Below are 16,425 nucleotides of genomic sequence, written 5' to 3' on the forward strand. Positions count from 1 at the left end.
TTACTCCTCGTCGAGCTGGGCCATCACCTCGTCGGAGGCGGTCCAGTTGGAGTAGATGTTCTGCACATCGTCGAGGTCATCGAGGTTGTCGATGAGCTTGGACACCTTGCGTGCATCCTCGAGGCTCAGCTCGACCTCGTTCTTTGGCTGCATGACCTGGTCGGCGGAATCGTAGTCGAAACCGGCGTCCTGCAGAGCCTTGCGCACGGTGAACAAATCGGACGGGCCGGTGATGACGGTGTAGACCTCATCGTCATCGGTGACGTCCTCGGCGCCAGCCTCGGCTGCGGTCTCGAACAGCTTGTCGAAGTCCACGCCTTCGGACGGAACCACGATCTGGCCCTTGCGCTCAAAGTTGAAGGACACGGAGCCGGAGGTGGCCAGGGAGCCGTTGCCCTTGGTCAGGGTGGAACGCACTTCGGCGGCCGCACGGTTGCGGTTGTCGGTCAGGCACTCGATGATGAGGCCCACGCCAGCGGGAGCGTAGCCCTCGTAGACGATGTCCTCGTAGTTGGCGGCACCGTCTTCGTCACCGGCACCACGCTTGACGGCGCGGGCGATGTTGTCGGCCGGCATGGAGGCCTTCTTGGCCTTGTAGATGGCGTCGTACAGGGACGGGTTGCCGTCTGGGTCGCCACCGCCGAGGCGGGCGGCGATTTCGATGTTCTTGATGAGCTTGGCGAAGAGCTTGCCGCGCTTGGCGTCGATGGCGGCCTTCTTGTGCTTGGTGGTCGCCCACTTGGAATGACCTGACATAATGCTCCTAGCAGTAATAAACGGATGATGTCAAACGAAACGATTGTAGGCCGTTAATCAGACATACCCGTGATGTTTTCGATTGTCTTTTTGAATCATGCGCTGGTTCGACCAGATGCATGAGGGTATCGTGCCGGTATCAGACGAGCGGCAGATGGTAGTCGGAAGCCAGCTGCGCAAACGCTTTGGCATACGCATCCCGCTGATCGGACAGCAGAATCGGCATGGTGCGCGTTTGGGCGACGATGGGCATGAAGTTCGCGTCACCGTTCCAGCGCGGCACCACATGCTGATGCAGATGGGCCGCGACCCCCGCGCCCGCTACCTCGCCCTGATTGATGCCGATATTGTATCCGTCCGGATGGGAGACGGTCTCCATCACCTTCATGGCGAGGGTGGTGGCCTTCTCGAACTCGAACAATTCGGCGTCGTCAAGTTCGGTGATGAATCCGACGTGACGGTACGGGCAAATCATGAGATGCCCGACGTTATACGGGTAGAGGTTCATGATGGCGAACACGTGCGTGCCGCGCCAGGCGATGAGGCCGTCTTCGTCGGACTTCTTCGGTCCGTCGCAGAACGGACATTCCTTCGACTTGGGCTTGGTCGGACGATCCTCGCTGTTGCGCAGCACATAGGTCATGCGCTGCGGGGTCCACAGTCGTTCGACCGTGTCTTCCTGAGGCGGGAAGTCCGCCGGATCATCGACACGCACGTCAGCCATCATGTATTCCTTTACTCAGCTACAGCGGCGTTGAAGTCGTCGGCGGAGTTCACCTGGACGCGCTTGGCGATCACGGCGAGGATCTGCTCGCGAGCCTTGTCCACCGGCACGCCGTTGAGCTGGCTGCCGTCGCGGAAGCGGAAGCTCACCGCGTTGTTGTTCATGTCTTCCTCACCGACGATGAGGATGAACGGCACTTTGGACTTGGAGGCGTTGCGAATCTTCTTGCCGAAGCGGTCATCGGAGTAGTCGATCTCGCAACGGACCATCTCATCCTCGAGGGACTTGACGAAACCGGCCAGATGCGGGGCGAACTCGTCGGCAACCGGCACGCCGAGCACCTGCACGGGGGCCAGCCACGCCGGGAAGGCGCCAGCGTAGTGCTCGAGCAGCACGGCGAAGAAGCGTTCGATGGAGCCGAACAGGGCGCGGTGAATCATCACCGGACGCTGATGGGTGCCGTCCTTCGCGATGTACTCAAGCTGGAAACGCTCGGGCAGGTTGAAGTCGAGCTGGATGGTCGAGACCTGCCAAGTACGGCCGATGGCGTCACGGGCCTGCACGGAGATCTTCGGGCCGTAGAAGGCGGCCCCGCCCGGATCGGCCACGAGGTCGAGGTGGGATGCCTCGGCGACCTCACGCAGGGTACGGGTGGCCTCCTCCCAGATCTCGTCGGAGCCGACGTACTTATCCGGATCCTTGGTGGAGAGCTCCAAGTAGAAGTCGGACAGACCGAAGTCCTTGAGCAGGTTCAGCACGAAGGTCAGCAGGCTGGTCAGCTCGTCCTTCATCTGCTCGCGGGTGCAGTAGATGTGGGAATCGTCCTGAGTCAAGCCACGCACACGGGTCAGGCCATGGACCTCGCCGGACTTCTCGTAGCGGTACACGGTACCGAACTCGAAGAGGCGCAGCGGCAGCTCACGGTAGGAGCGCTGGCGCGATTTGAAGATCAGGTTGTGCATCGGGCAGTTCATCGGCTTGAGGTAGTAGTCGAAGCCGGGCTTGGTCACGTTGCCGTCCGCGTCGTACTCCTCATCGAGGTGCATCGGCGGGTACATGCCATCCTTGTACCAGTGCAGGTGACCGGAAGTCTCGTACAGACCACCCTTGGTGATATGCGGGGTCTGCACGAAGCTGTAGTGGTGCTTGCGGTGCATTTCGCGGGAGTAGTCCTCCATCGCGTTGATCACGGCAGCGCCCTTCGGATGGAACACAGCCAGGCCGGGGCCGATCTCGTCCGGGAAGGAGAACAGGTCCATCTCGGCGCCGAGCTTGCGGTGGTCTCGCTTGGCGGCTTCCTCCAGACGGGTCTGGTATGCCTTGAGATCTTCCTTGTTGGCCCAAGCGGTGCCGTAGATGCGCTGCATGGTCGGGTTCTTCTCGCTGCCACGCCAGTAGGCAGCGGCCGAACGCTCAATCTTGAAAGCCTTGATGTAGCGGGTGTTCGGTAGGTGCGGGCCGCGGCACAGGTCCTTCCAGACCACATTGCCGTCACGGTCGACGTTGTCGTAGAAGCTGAGTTCCTTCTCGGAAATCTCGGTGGCGGCGGCGGGGTCGAGGTGTGCTTCCTTGTCTTCGATCAGCTCGATCTTGAAGGGCTGGTCGGCCTCTTCCTTCAGGGCCTCTTCCTCGGTCACGGAACGGCGGCGGAAGGACTGGGAGGACTTGATGATGCGCTGCATGTGCTTCTCGATGTCCTTGAGGTCTTCCGGGGTGAAGGGCTTGTCAACCTGGAAATCGTAGTAGAAGCCGTCCTTGATCACCGGGCCGACGCCGAGCTTGGCGTTCGGATAGAGCTCCTGCACGGCCTGGGCCATGACGTGGGTGGCCGAGTGACGCATGATCGCGAGGCCGTCTTCGGAGTCGAGCGTGATGGGCTCTACGGTGTCGCCGTCGGCAAGCGGCGTGTACAGGTCACGGTTTTCGCCGTTGAGCTTGACCGCAACGATGTTCTTGTCTTCTGCGAACAATTCGACGCCGGTAGTGGTTGCTTCCACCTCCTTTGCTTCGCCGTTGACTGTGATGGAGATGGTAGCTTGCGCCATGATTTGTCCTTTGCTATCGGGGTCCGCGGTACTAATGTGCAGGCCTGGACTGGGTAATCAACGTAGGCCACGATAGGTTGGGTGTGCGACATTTGGCAAAGCCTGAACAAATACAAAAAAACCTCGCCGGAGCGAGGTTTTGGTGGAGCGGACAACGGGACTCGAACCCGCGGTCTCAACCTTGGCAAGGTTGCGCTTTACCAACTAAGCTATGTCCGCAAAGGATTCCGCCGTGAGAAGCGGATTCCAGTGGGCGATGTAGGAATCGAACCTACGACCCCTTCGGTGTGAACGAAGTGCGCTAGCCGCTGCGCCAATCGCCCGAAATCAATCGGTATTCAGCTATGCGAGCCGAATTGCTTCGGCCTGCGTGGGCGATACAAGATTCGAACTTGTGACCCCTTCCGTGTCAGGGAAGTGCGCTACCACTGCGCCAACCGCCCGGGTCATGCTCCTGCAAGCGAATTTCTTCGTCTGCCTGAGAGGTGGGTACGAGAGTCGAACTCGTCTATACGGCTTTGCAGGCCGCTGCCTAACCGCTTGGCTAACCCACCGTAAGGTCTGTCAACTCGTCGGACCTAGAGCGGACAACGGGACTCGAACCCGCGGTCTCAACCTTGGCAAGGTTGCGCTTTACCAACTAAGCTATGTCCGCATGTGCTTCATGAGGATTCCTCGCTCAAAGCACGAGTGTTTACTATACTCACAAGCGTGTAGTTCGTCCAGCTGCGGCGTGTCGTTTCTGGTGTGCCGTTCTTGACTCCTCGCTTATGGCTGAAGCAAACATATATGATATCAAGTCCACGTTACTCTAGAGGTATGAGTGAAGATGCGAATACCCCAAGTTCGGTGATGATCGCCGCTTTCGAGGGATGGAATGATGCTTGCCAGGCGGCTTCGAACGTCGTCCGTTATCTGGTCAAGCATTACGAATCCCGTGAGATTCGCCATATAGACTGCGACGCCTTCTATGACTATCAGGTGTCTCGTCCCATGCTGTGCCATGTATCCGGTCGTACTAATCTTATTTGGCCGCAAACTACGTTCTACGAGATTGTGCTTGATGAGGGGCATCGAATATTTGCCCAAATCGCGCCTGAGCCTAACTACCGCTGGAAGGAATACTGCAGCCAGAGTCTCGCCATCGCTGAAGAACTCGATGTGGATAGTGTGATTACTCTCGGCTCGATGTTCTCTGATTGCCCCCATAGCAGGCCTCTGCCCATTTCCGTGAGCGACGGCAATTGCCAGTGTGAGGGAGACCGGGAATACAACGGTCCTGTGGGCATCCCCACCGTGCTGGATATTTTCGCTGCGGAACGTGGCATGTTCCATGCCTCCATGTGGGTTTCCATCCCCCAATATCTCGGCAGCGACGAATGCGCGGCGGGCACCATGCGCCTGCTTGATGCTTTGGGGCATCGCATCGGTTTCTCTTTTGATGTCAGCGAGTTGGAACGCAAGGCTGAACAATGGAAATCACAGGCATCGGTACTAGTTCGTTGCAACGAGCAGCTGCAGGATTATGTGACCCATCTTGAGCATGATTATGACCTGAAGCAGAAGGCCGATGCCGAGGCCTCGCTGGGCGCGCCCCAAGCGGAACAGCTCGTCAAAGAGGCCGAGGCGTTCCTACGCCAAATGGGTAGCTGACCTGAGAATACAATAATGCCCCCGCCGGCGAGAGCTGTCGACATAGCCGACTGAGGGTGGTCACTGGGTATTCCAGACAGAACCACCTTCAGACTCGCAAAGCGAGCCAGCTCCTGCCAGCGGGAGCAGTATTGACGATGCAGTGTTTCTTTAAGCCGCTGCGGCCACTGACGGGTCGATGGCCGGCAACACACCGGCGATCAGCAGGAGGGCAACCACCACTGCCAAGGCGATGCGGTAGATGGCGAACGCCTTGTAGGAGAACGTGGAAACGAACTTCAGGAATCCGATGATCACGATGTAGCCCAGAATAAAGCTGATGACCATGGCGATCAGTGTGGGACCCCAGCCGGGGAACATCGCATCGGTCTTGTAGTCCTTGACAGCCTTGACGGCCTCAAGCAGACCGGAACCGAATACGGCGGGAATGGCCATCAGGAAGCTCAAACGCACAGCGGCCTCACGCTCATAGCCAAGCGCACGGCCCACGGTGATGGTGCCGCCCGAACGGGAAACGCCAGGAATCAGGGCCATGGACTGACCTAGACCAAAGAGGAACGCATCACGATACGTCATATCGTCCATGGTCTTGGTCTGCTTGGCGCGGGCATCCACAACCCACAGCAGAACGCCGAACAGCAGCAGCACGGTCGCGGTGATCCACAGGTTACGCAGCGTGGTCTCGATGACGTTCTGCAGAGTGAAGCCAAGAATCACAATCGGAATCGAGCCGACGATGATATTCCAGCCGAGCGTGGCATAGTTGTCCCCACGGCCCATGCGGGCCTTCCAGTCCTTGCCGTTCTTGCCGAACAGGCATGCGAACCAGTGAGTAAGAATTTTGGCGATGTCATGGCGGAAATACAGAATAACCGCCAGCTCAGTACCAATCTGGATGATGGCAGTGAAAGCAGCGCCGGGGTCGGAGCCCAACATCAAATCACCGACGATGCGGATATGCGCGCTGGACGATACCGGCAGATACTCGGTAAGTGCCTGAACGATGCCGAGAACAATCGCTTGGAAGAGGTTCATAATTCCTCGAGATTTCTCTATACGTAATGTGTTATGACGTTGAACACCCTACCGGTTGGGGTGTAGAACAGCACTAAGAATTGGTAACATGCACGGCTTCTACAATGAATACGAGTGCAAAACGTCACAACCATGCTGGAGGGAACGGCTATGAGTACATATCGTAAAAGCAGGGCTTTTGCTCCTCAGGGATTCTTCGAATGCGAAGGACGCGGACTGCAATGGTTGGGTGCCGCGCATGCGCAGGGTGGCCCGCGTGTGGTGCAGGTCTATGACTGGGGCAAAGACTATCTCGACATCGAGCGAGTGAACAGCTCCTCCCCCACGGCCAAGGCCGCATTGGAATTCGGCGCGGCGCTCGCACGCATGCATGATGCCGGTGCCGAATATTTCGGTTCTGCGCCGGAAGGATATGACGGCACATGCTACTTCGGGCCGTTGCAGGATCCGGTAAAGATGGATACCGGCGAATGGACCGATCCCATCAGCTACTTTGCTGATGGCCGTCTGCGCCCGATGGTCGAGCTTGGCGTCAAGCGCGGTGAACTTGACCAGCGTGATGTCGATCTGACGGAAAAGGTAATCGAGGCATTGCCTGACATCATGGGCCGTGCCGCCGAAGACAAGCCAGCCCGCATCCACGGTGATTTGTGGAGTGGCAATGTGATGTGGACTGCTGATTCCGGACAGACCGAGGCCGTGCTCATCGACCCGGCGGCACATGGTGGTCACCGTGAAGAGGATCTGGCCATGCTGCACCTGTTCGGTATGAGCTATTTGACGCAGATTACCGAGGGCTATCAGTCGGTGCATCCGCTGAAGGCTGGATGGCAGGATCGCATCACGCTCTGGCAGCTCTACCCCATTGCCGGCCATTGTGTGTTCTTCGGCGGCGGCTACGTTAGCGAATATCGCTCCATGTGCCGCTCACTGCTGAAATAGTTAGCGGCACATGGCATCCCTCTCTGAAGGAAGCTGTCGTCGCTAGACAACTGAGGGGGAGCTTGCGGATGTACCCGAGCTCCCCCTCAGTCAGCTTCACTGCCAGTCCCCCCACCTCGGAGAGGGGCGCCAAGAACGAATCAGCTCAAGGCATCCTTTAACTTGCTAAAGAATCCCTTCTTCTGACCGGTTTGCGGACGGGAAGCCTGGGAGACGTGCGTGGCATCGGAATCATGCGAGGCGGCGAACTGTTCAATCAGTCCCCGCTCGGACTCGCTGAGCTTGGTGGGAATCAGTACGTTCACATGGGCAACCAGATTGCCGCGCTCATCCTTATTGCGAATATTGGTAACGCCCAGACCCTTCAACGTCACCGTATCCTCAGGCTGGCAGCCCGCCGGAATGGATACGGTCTGCTCGCCGTCAAACGTATCAATGGACAGATCGTGTCCGAGCACGGCCCAGCTCATCGGAACCTGAATCCAGCAATGCAGGTCATCGCCGTCGCGGGTGAACTGCTTATCTGCCTTGATGCGAATATCAATGTACAAATCGCCGGCAGCGCCGCCGCCCTCACCGACTTCGCCCTGGTTGGCCAAGCGCAGTCGAGCATTGTCGTTGATACCGGCCGGCACAGTGACACCCACATTACGCGTGGTGCGAACGCGGCCGTGACCCATGCAGCTCGGGCATGGATTCTGGATGATGGTGCCGTGACCCTCGCAGCGCTCGCAGGGAGCGGAGGTCATCATCTGGCCGAGCATAGTGCGCACGACCTTTTGCATGAAGCCCTGTCCATGGCAGTCCGGGCAAGTGACCGGCTGGGCGCCGCCTTGTGCGCCGGAGCCGCCGCACTCCTGACACAGGGAGAACGTATTGATCTTGACGTGCGCCGTGCCGCCGAATACGGCGGTTTTCAAGTCGATGGAAGCGGAAGCCAGCGCATCGCGTCCAGGCTGTGTGCGCGGCACCGGGCCCTGTGAGCCGCCACCGAATGCGGAACCAAAGAACGTGGAGAATACGTCTCCCATATCGCCGAATCCCGCGCCGGAGAAGCCGCCAGCACCGGCGTTCGGATCGTTGGGGTCAACGCCGGAATCATACATACGGCGCTTATCCGGATTGGACAGCACATCGTAGGCGTTGTTCACTTCCTTGAACTTGTCCTCGAACTCCGGTCCCGCGATATCAGGGTGATACTTACGGCTGAGCTTGCGGTACGCCTTCTTGATCTCGTCGTCGCTCGCGTTGCGGTCGATGCCCAGCGTCTCGTAATAATCTGCCACTTGTTTGTTCCTTTGTATTCGTTGGTCTGCGGGTTATTGTGCCATAGCCTGCGGTCAGTCGCCGGAGCCGCTTTCCGAGACAAAAAAAGTGAGATACCTTGCCACTGCCCTGACCGCGGCCATGGTAGCCGCATAATCCATATGGGTTGGGCCGATGGATCCCACAAAAGCAATGGGTTCGTTGGTGCTGTCCTGATCGGGCGATGTCTCGTTGCGTTCCGAATCGTTCGCTACGGGCGAAGTACTGCGTCCGTAACCGCTACTGACCACCGAGGCATGCAAGAGCTCAGGTGTGTGGCTTTCGGAGCCAATGGACACGCCTACGCCAGTGGCGCTTGGCTCTTCGCTGAGGTTGCTCATCAGTTTCATGAGCACCACTTGCTCTTCCAGCGCGTCGAAGAGCGGTGCCAGATCGGTCAGAGAACGAGAATGCGCCAGATGCGATGTGCCGGACATATACAATTCGTTGGCGCGATCGTCCAATGCCATCGATGCGAAGGCGTCGGCCAGGGCGTCGGACGCCTCCCGCACTGTCTCGAATCCGGTGCCGCCAAGGGCGCGCACGGTTTCGGATGCGGATGATAAGGACTGACCGTTGCATTGTTCATTGACTGCACCGGACAGGCGGTTGATGTCGTCGGCCGTGGGCATGGCCGAGACGGTCAGTCCGTGCTGCGCCACGCGACCGGTATCGGTGATTACCACGGCAAGTAGCGTGCTCATGGCCACTGGTACCAGCTCCACGTGGCGTAACGTCGCCTTGGATAATGAAGGCGATGCGACTATGGCAACTTGACCGGTGATTTCCGAGAGCAGTCGTGCGGAACGTTGCAGTGCGTCCTTGAGGCTGACCGAGCCGGATAGGAAACTATTGATACCGCGGCGTTGAGCTTCGCTGAGCGGCACAACCGTAGCCAGTCGATCTACAAAATAACGGTATCCCTTTTCAGTGGGTACGCGACCGGCGGACGTATGTGGCTGAATCAGGTAGCCTTCATCTTCCAATGCGGCCATATCATTGCGAATGGTGGCAGAGCTGACGCCTAAATCGCGTTCCTTGGACAATGCCGCGGAGCCTACGGGCTCTTGCGAACGAATGTAATCTTCCACCACAGCGCGCAGTACCAGCATGCGACGTGATTGCGTCATGCGCGCCTCCTTATATGTACATCTGCAGTATGCAATCTGCTCTCATTGTATTAGCACTCATTGGTTTCGAGTGCTAATGCGTTCGTTTGCGGCGAAGTGATGTGAATTGTGAACGCTAACAGAACACAAACTACCAAAACACGCCAAAATTGCACCATAACGTCGCAAACCATCGCTAGCATGGTAAGCGCAATGTGAGGGCGTCAAGCGCCCGGCACAAGCCGGATACGCGGCCCGACCAATTGGAAGGAAAGTAATCCATGACCGAATTCAAGGAGACCGAGCTCGACGAGCGCGCCATCAAGATGGCGAAGGCCCTTTCGGCTGACGCGGTGGAGAACGCCGGTTCCGGCCACCCCGGTTCCCCCGTTTCCCTGGCGCCCATCGCCTACACGCTGTACCAGCATTTCATCAAGCACGATCCGAACGATCCCAACTGGGAGGGCCGTGATCGCTTCATCCTTTCCGGTGGCCACGCCTCCCTCACCCAGTACGTCCAGCTGTACTTCTCCGGTTATGGCCTGACTCTGGACGACCTCAAGCACTTCCGTGGTGGCGCTGACACCCGTACCCCGGGTCACCCCGAGTACGGCCTGACCCCCGGTATCGAAATGACCACCGGCCCGCTGGGCCAGGGCTTCGCCTCCGCCATCGGCTTTGCCTACGGCGAGCGTTTCCAGCGTGGTCTGCTCGATCCGGAAACCCCGAAGGAAGACTCCCCGTTTTACCACAAGATCTGGGCTATCTGCGGTGAAGGCGATATCGAAGAGGGCATCTCCGGCGAAGCCGCTGCCCTTGCCGCCAACCAGAAGCTCGGCAACGTCACCGTGATCTTCGACGCCAACCGCATCCAGATCGAAGGCGACACCAACCTGGTGCTGGCCGAGGATGTGCTCAAGCGTTTCCAGGCCTACGGCTGGTACACCGACGAGTTCAGCTTCATCCAGCCCGACGGCTCCTACAAGGAGGACGTCGAGGGCCTGGCCGACGTTATCGCCAAGGCCGAGGCCGCTGCTCCGGATCAGCCGAAGCTCATCAAGGTCGACACCCTGATTGCTTGGCCGACCCCGGGCAAGACCAACGATCCGTCCTCTCACGGCTCCAAGCTGGGCGCCGAGGCCGTTGCCGGCCTCAAGGAAGTCCTCGGCTACGATCCGGCAGAGAACTTCCACGTTGACGAAGAGGCTCTGGCTCACGCCCGCAAGGTTGCTGAGCGCGGTCTCGAGGCCCACAAGGAATGGGACGAGAAGTTCGACGCATGGCGCAAGGCCAACCCGGACAAGGCTGCCCTGTACGACCGCATCAAGGCCGGCGAGCTGCCGGAAGGCTTCGACAAGGCCATCGATGACCTTGAGGCCACCTTCGAGGTCGGAAAGGGTGTCGCCACCCGTGGCGCCTCCGGCTCCGTGCTCAATGCCATCGCCGCTGTCATGCCGGAACTTTGGGGTGGCTCCGCCGACCTCGGTGGCTCCAACAAGACCGACCTCAAGGGCGCTGCCACCTTCGCTCCGGCTGAGTGCGCCACCAAGCAGTGGCCGGTCTGCAACGAGTTCGGTCGTCAGCTGCACTTCGGCGTGCGCGAGTTCACCATGGGTTGCATCACCAACGGCATCCTGCTGGGCTCCCACACCCGTCCGTTCGGCGGCACCTTCTTCATGTTCTCCGACTACGAGCGTTCCGCCGTTCGTCTGGCCGCCCTCATGGAGATCCCGAACCTGTACGTGTGGACGCACGACTCCGTCGCCGTCGGCGAGGATGGCCCGACCCACCAGCCGGTCGAGCACCTTGCTTCCTTCCGTGCCATCCCGCAGCTTGAGGTCGTTCGCCCGGCCGATGCTTTCGAGACCGCCGAAGCCTACCGCTACTTCTTCGAGAAGAAGAACACCCTGCCGGCTGCCATGGTGCTGTCCCGCCAGGGTGTTCCGGTGCTCGCCGAGACCGCTGCCAAGGCCAAGGACGGTGTCCGCAAGGGCGCTTACGTCCTGGTCGACACCGAAGGCACTCCGGATGTCATCCTGATGGCCACCGGTTCTGAAGTCCAGCTGGCCGTCAAGGCCGCCAAGACCCTCGCTGAGGAAGGCGTCAAGGCCCGCGTGGTCTCCGTGCCGTCCCTCGAATGGTTCGAGGAGCAGGATGCCGAGTACAAGGAGGCCGTGCTTCCTGCCGGTGTCAAGGCTCGCGTCTCCGTCGAGGCCGGCGTTGCCATGCCGTGGTACAAGTACCTCGGTTCCTACGGCAAGCCTGTCTCCATCGAGCAGTTCGGTCTGCAGGGCGACGGTGCTCAGAACCTCATCGACCTCGGCATCACCGCCGAGCACGTGGTGGAAGCCGCCAAGGCCTCCATCGCCGAAGTCGAAGCCGCCAAGTGATTTCACTGCCCTCCCTCACTAGAGGGAGGGCTTAACAAGATTTGTTCCATAACGGAATATAAGGAGAAAAATAAATGACTGAAGCAACTCAGCGTACGTCCGACAACGGCGTTTCCATCTGGCTGGACGACCTGTCCCGCTCCCGCATCGAGTCCGGCTCCCTGCAGGACCTCATCGCCAACAAGAACGTGGTCGGCGTTACCACCAACCCGTCCATCTTCCAGAAGGCCCTGAGCCAGGTCGGCCCGTACGACGCTCAGCTCAAGGAGCTCGGCAAGGTTGACGTTGAGACCGCTGTCCGCGAGCTCACCACCACCGACGTGCGCAACGCCACCGACATCTTCCGCGAGATCGCTGAGGCTACCGACTTCGTCGACGGCCGTGTCTCCATTGAGGTCGACCCGCGTCTGGCCCATGACACCGAGAACACCGCCAAGCAGGCTGTGGAACTCTGGGAGAAGGTCAACCGCCCGAACGCCATGATCAAGATTCCGGCAACCCTCGAAGGTCTGCCGGCCATCACCGCCACCCTGGCCAAGGGCATCTCCGTCAACGTCACCCTGATCTTCTCGCTCGAGCGTTACGAGCAGGTCATCGACGCCTTCATCGAGGGCATCGCCCAGGCTGACGCCAACGGCCACGACCTGAAGCACATCGGCTCCGTCGCTTCCTTCTTCGTGTCCCGCGTGGACACCGCTGTCGACAAGCTGCTGGAAGCCAACGGCTCCGACGAAGCCAAGGCTCTGGAAGGCAAGGCTGCTGTGGCCAACGCTCGCCTGGCTTACGAGCTCTTCGAGAAGAAGTTCGCTGAGGATCCGCGTTGGGCCGACCTGGCTGCCAAGGGTGCCAAGGTTCAGCGCCCGCTGTGGGCTTCCACCGGCACCAAGAACGCTGCCTACTCCGACTGCAAGTACGTTGACGAGCTCGTTGCTAAGCACATCGTCAACACCATGCCGGAGAAGACCCTGAACGCTCTGGCCGACCACGGCAACGGCGCTCCGTCCATCGAGGGCACCTACGAGGAGTCCCACGCCGTCATCAACAAGCTGGCTGAGCTGGGCATCAACCTCAAGGACGTCACCGACAAGCTGGAGGCCGACGGTGTCGCCGCCTTCATCAAGTCCTGGGATTCCGTGCTGGCTGACGTCCAGTCCGGCATCGACCGCGTGAACGCCTGAGATTATTAGTCGATGCGCCTAGCGCATTAACTGGTTAGCTCACAGAAGCCCCGACCCCAACCGGTCGGGGCTTCTTGCGTTTGTTGCTACAGTGGTACGAGCACATGAGAGAAAGGCCGAACCCTAATGAACAAACTTGTCGCACGCCAGCGGTTGGTCATGACCTTCACGTTCTTTTCGATGTTCTTCGGCGCGGGCAACCTAATCTTCCCACCATTCGTCGGCGCGCAGGCCGGCTCCGCGACCATACCGGCAGCCATCGGCTTCATCGTCTCCGCAGTCGGTCTGCCGATTCTCGGCGTGCTGGCGGTCACCTTCGCCGGCGGCTTCGACAAGCTCGCCGGCCGCGTCTCCCCCAAATTCGCCCTGTTCCTCGGCGTGGCCATCATGCTCACCATCGGCCCCTGCTTTGCGATCCCGCGTACGGCGACCACTTCATTCGAAATGATGGTAGCTCCTTTCGTGTCATCCTCCTACAGCTGGCTGGCCCAACTCGTCTACTCACTTGTGTTCTTCGCGCTGGCATTCCTGTTCGCCCAGCATCCTGAGAAACTCTCCAAAGTGCTCGGCCGGTTCATGGGACCGTTGCTGCTGGTGCTGATCGCCGTCCTGTTCATCGCCTGCCTGATCCACGGCATCGGCACCCCGGCCAAACCGATGGGCGACTACTCCACAAACCAAATCGCACGCGGCTTCCTCGACGGCTACCAGACCATGGATCTGCTTGCCGCGCTCTACTTCGGCATCGTGATTTCCGCGAATATCCGCGCCCAGCAAGTCGATGACGAATCGCAAGTGCAGAAGGAGACCGCCTACGCCGGGCTCGGCACCGGTGTACTGCTGATCGTGATCTACGGCGCGCTGAGCTACGTGGGCGTGGTGTCCGGCGCCATCGCCACCATCAATCCCGCCAAAGACACGGGCGCTACCGTGCTCACCAACCTCACCTCATCCCTGTTCGGCACGTTCGGTACCGCGTTCCTCGGTATCGTGTTCGTCATCGCATGCCTCAACGTATGCACCGGGCTGATCTGCACCTGCGCCACCTACTTCCATACTCGATTCCAGACCGTCGCCGGACGAACGCTGAGCTACCGCACTTGGCAGATCATCTTCACCGTGTTCAGCTTCATCGTGTCCAACGCCGGGCTGAGCGCGATCATCAAAGTCTCCGTGCCGGTGTTGTCCGCGTTGTATCCGATTGCCATTGTGCTGGTGTTGCTGGCGCTTACCCATAAGAAGCTTGGCGCGCGATTCCCGCGTGTCTACTTCTGGACTGTACTGCTGGTGGGCATCGTCTCCTTCGCCACTTGCATCTCCAGCCTGGCCGCCGTCTTCGGCGGTTCCATCGGTTGGCTGGACGCGGCACTGGCCATGCTCCCCTTGCAGCAATACCAACTCGGCTGGGTTATGCCGGCCATCATTGGTTTCGCCATCGGCATCGCCGATGCTCCCCGGCGGTAGTTGCCCGGTTTGTACGGAGTTTGACGGTCGGCCAGTGATAGCGGTTGTCATGTTAGCTGTCACAGCATCACGCCTATAAAGCGGCATACAGAATTCCTGTATACTGCTGGCCTTCACTCATCTATTATAGTCATACTGGCATCATCGATAACGGCATAAGGCGGGGTACATCATGAACACCAGTGATAGACAGATAACGGAAACCGGCCGGAATCGCGAGCTTGGATTGATTCCGGCCATGGTGATGGCGATCATTGCGGCGCTCAGCGGTGCTGGCGTATCGTTCGCGCCACTATATGAGCGAATCTGGGGCGGCATGATGCTGCATCCGAACTGTCCGACGATTGGCAGAATGACTTATTATCTGTCTGGCCAGGCAACTGGTGATTACGGAGCCTGCGTCACCTCGCCACTGTGGTTTCTGGCGGTGACTGCGCTGAGCGTCGTTGCAATCATTTGTCTGACTGTTGCAGGAGTACAGGGCTTTGCTCGTCATCGTCTTCGCACGGTCATCTGTGTTTTTCTTGCGGCAGTGGCCGTTGCGTTCATATTGGTGCTGAGCGCGAATACCAAAATTGTAATGTTGTGGGCGATACATGCGGCAACGTGGTTGGTTTACGCCATACTTGCCGCCTATTCGCGCAACAGCACTAGTATCCAGCAGCAGCATATAGCCGATCTGACTAATCTGACGGGTTCGGATAAGTCTGCCTCCGAGCGCGGTGGTTGGTCTCTGGTGACGCGGCTGCTGCTCGTGTGGCAAATTGGCATGATGCCGGTGCTCGTCACCGAATACTCGGTGTCCGATGAGGTCAATTCCACCGGCGGTGTGACCATCGCTTGTGGACTTGGACTTGCGGCATATGCGCTGGTGCATCTCATCTCTATCGATATTCCACGAGATAACGTTGGTTCAGCACTGCCGACGATTCGCGATATACGACCTGTATCTGTGCATAAGCTGTTTCGGGTTATCAGTATCAATGCGTCTGCCGTAAGTCATGTATCGGTTCCTCTTGGCCTGTTTTGGGCAGTAATCACTTTTCTGACCTACAGTTACGGCACTGGCGGCCATACCGATTTTTGCCCCGCGCTGGCAGCAACGAACAATGCAGGACTTATTGCTGTTTGCACCGGTTCAGGACCTCTCATCGTACTAGCCGTTTTGCTGTATGTGCTGCCAATATTTTCCCTCGTCTCGGCCATCGCAACCGTTATGGCTACCACAGGCAGCATGAGCAACAGTCATAATTCGGCTAATTCAGCTGGTTTTCAGGATAAGGCCGCGATATTCTACCTGCTGTTAACAGCTGTACTGTCCGCCACTGCGTTCATCATCGCCTTCACCTTGGCATAACCCGATTCAGTTGCAGGTATTTCGGTACTTGTTAGCGGCGTTGCAGGTATAAAGGTGCAAGTTACGGCGCACAATCGGCTCTAACTTGCACCTTTATACCTGCAATCGCATAAATTGCCCCTTATTACCTGCAATTTCCACTCGCAAAACGGCCCTTTATACCTGCAATCTATGGAGTTGAGCCCGAATAGCGCTGTTCAGATACTCCAAATCGACCCTTTATACCTGCAAACCATACGAATCAAGGCCGGCCTCATTGTCATTGCAGGTATTTTGGTGCGATAAAGACCTCATGTGGAGACGGTCCCACTCGGGCTCATATTTTTATTAGTTTCGGCGTTACGCCCCCACGCTCAGTCGATGGCATCGACAATGGGATGTAGATTTGCAGAAAGACGGAGTGCGTCGATGGTTACGGTGCCGTACAGTTCGTCGACATCGATATTCATATAAAGATATGCCGGCGA

Annotated in this window: 12 protein-coding genes and 5 tRNA genes; 6 read left to right on the forward strand and 11 right to left on the reverse strand. The window is 58.7% G+C overall.

Features of this window, described 5'->3' with window-relative positions; all coding sequences use genetic code 11:
* From NBH12_RS05940 to NBH12_RS05975, 8 genes are all read right to left on the reverse strand, one after another.
* Positions 1-756: a YebC/PmpR family DNA-binding transcriptional regulator gene (locus tag NBH12_RS05940; protein ID WP_003829358.1), complete on the reverse strand. Its 756-nt coding sequence runs from the start codon at positions 754-756 to the stop codon at positions 1-3.
* 139 nt (positions 757-895) lie between these two features.
* Positions 896-1,480 carry an HIT family protein gene (locus tag NBH12_RS05945; RefSeq protein WP_052790778.1) on the reverse strand — a complete coding sequence of 195 codons (585 nt, stop codon included), beginning with the start codon at positions 1,478-1,480 and terminating at the stop codon, positions 896-898.
* Between the two features lie 11 nt (positions 1,481-1,491).
* On the reverse strand, positions 1,492-3,525 hold the full coding sequence (gene thrS / locus NBH12_RS05950) for a threonine--tRNA ligase (protein WP_250819273.1): 2,034 nt from the start codon (positions 3,523-3,525) through the stop codon (positions 1,492-1,494).
* A gap of 143 nt (positions 3,526-3,668) precedes the next feature.
* Positions 3,669-3,744 (reverse strand) — tRNA-Gly (locus NBH12_RS05955).
* Positions 3,745-3,775: 31 nt separating this feature from the next.
* Positions 3,776-3,848 (reverse strand) — tRNA-Val (locus NBH12_RS05960).
* A gap of 48 nt (positions 3,849-3,896) precedes the next feature.
* A tRNA-Val gene (locus NBH12_RS05965) sits at positions 3,897-3,968 on the reverse strand.
* A 40-nt stretch (positions 3,969-4,008) separates the two neighbouring features.
* Positions 4,009-4,079 (reverse strand) — tRNA-Cys (locus tag NBH12_RS05970).
* Between the two features lie 28 nt (positions 4,080-4,107).
* Positions 4,108-4,180: transfer RNA gene (locus NBH12_RS05975), tRNA-Gly, on the reverse strand.
* Between the two features lie 164 nt (positions 4,181-4,344).
* Between NBH12_RS05975 and NBH12_RS05980 the strand changes: the two genes are divergently transcribed.
* Positions 4,345-5,178, forward strand: coding sequence for a PAC2 family protein (locus NBH12_RS05980; RefSeq protein WP_065454415.1), 834 nt, complete (start codon positions 4,345-4,347; stop codon positions 5,176-5,178).
* A 150-nt stretch (positions 5,179-5,328) separates the two neighbouring features.
* Here NBH12_RS05980 and NBH12_RS05985 read toward each other — a convergent pair whose 3' ends face one another.
* The gene (locus NBH12_RS05985) at positions 5,329-6,213 is read right to left on the reverse strand and encodes an undecaprenyl-diphosphate phosphatase (RefSeq protein WP_250819274.1); all 885 of its coding nucleotides are present in this window, start codon (positions 6,211-6,213) and stop codon (positions 5,329-5,331) included.
* A gap of 150 nt (positions 6,214-6,363) precedes the next feature.
* On the opposite strand from NBH12_RS05985, the gene NBH12_RS05990 reads away from it, so the two are divergent.
* Positions 6,364-7,155, forward strand: a complete 792-nt coding sequence (locus NBH12_RS05990; RefSeq protein WP_025299825.1) for a fructosamine kinase family protein — start codon at positions 6,364-6,366, stop codon at positions 7,153-7,155.
* 140 nt (positions 7,156-7,295) lie between these two features.
* On the opposite strand, the gene dnaJ is transcribed toward NBH12_RS05990, so the two are convergent.
* Both dnaJ and hrcA read right to left on the reverse strand, forming a co-directional pair.
* Positions 7,296-8,441, reverse strand: coding sequence for a molecular chaperone DnaJ (dnaJ, locus tag NBH12_RS05995; protein ID WP_003829351.1), 1,146 nt, complete (start codon positions 8,439-8,441; stop codon positions 7,296-7,298).
* Positions 8,442-8,495: 54 nt separating this feature from the next.
* Positions 8,496-9,590, reverse strand: coding sequence for a heat-inducible transcriptional repressor HrcA (gene hrcA, locus NBH12_RS06000; RefSeq protein WP_250819275.1), 1,095 nt, complete (start codon positions 9,588-9,590; stop codon positions 8,496-8,498).
* Positions 9,591-9,850: 260 nt separating this feature from the next.
* On the opposite strand from hrcA, the gene tkt reads away from it, so the two are divergent.
* The 4 genes from tkt (at position 9,851) to NBH12_RS06020 (ending at position 15,958) form a co-directional block, all read left to right on the forward strand.
* Positions 9,851-11,959 carry a transketolase gene (gene tkt / locus NBH12_RS06005; protein WP_014483749.1) on the forward strand — a complete coding sequence of 703 codons (2,109 nt, stop codon included), beginning with the start codon at positions 9,851-9,853 and terminating at the stop codon, positions 11,957-11,959.
* Between the two features lie 74 nt (positions 11,960-12,033).
* Positions 12,034-13,137 carry a transaldolase gene (tal, locus tag NBH12_RS06010; protein WP_003829348.1) on the forward strand — a complete coding sequence of 368 codons (1,104 nt, stop codon included), beginning with the start codon at positions 12,034-12,036 and terminating at the stop codon, positions 13,135-13,137.
* A 126-nt stretch (positions 13,138-13,263) separates the two neighbouring features.
* Complete coding sequence (gene brnQ, locus NBH12_RS06015) at positions 13,264-14,601, forward strand: branched-chain amino acid transport system II carrier protein (RefSeq protein ID WP_250819276.1); 1,338 nt, start codon at positions 13,264-13,266, stop codon at positions 14,599-14,601.
* A gap of 172 nt (positions 14,602-14,773) precedes the next feature.
* The gene (locus NBH12_RS06020) at positions 14,774-15,958 is read left to right on the forward strand and encodes a hypothetical protein (protein ID WP_250819277.1); all 1,185 of its coding nucleotides are present in this window, start codon (positions 14,774-14,776) and stop codon (positions 15,956-15,958) included.
* Positions 15,959-16,425 lie beyond the last annotated feature (467 nt).

The sequence above is a fragment of the Bifidobacterium sp. M3-N-101 genome (assembly GCF_023656805.1).
Lineage (GTDB): Bacteria > Actinomycetota > Actinomycetes > Actinomycetales > Bifidobacteriaceae > Bifidobacterium > Bifidobacterium breve.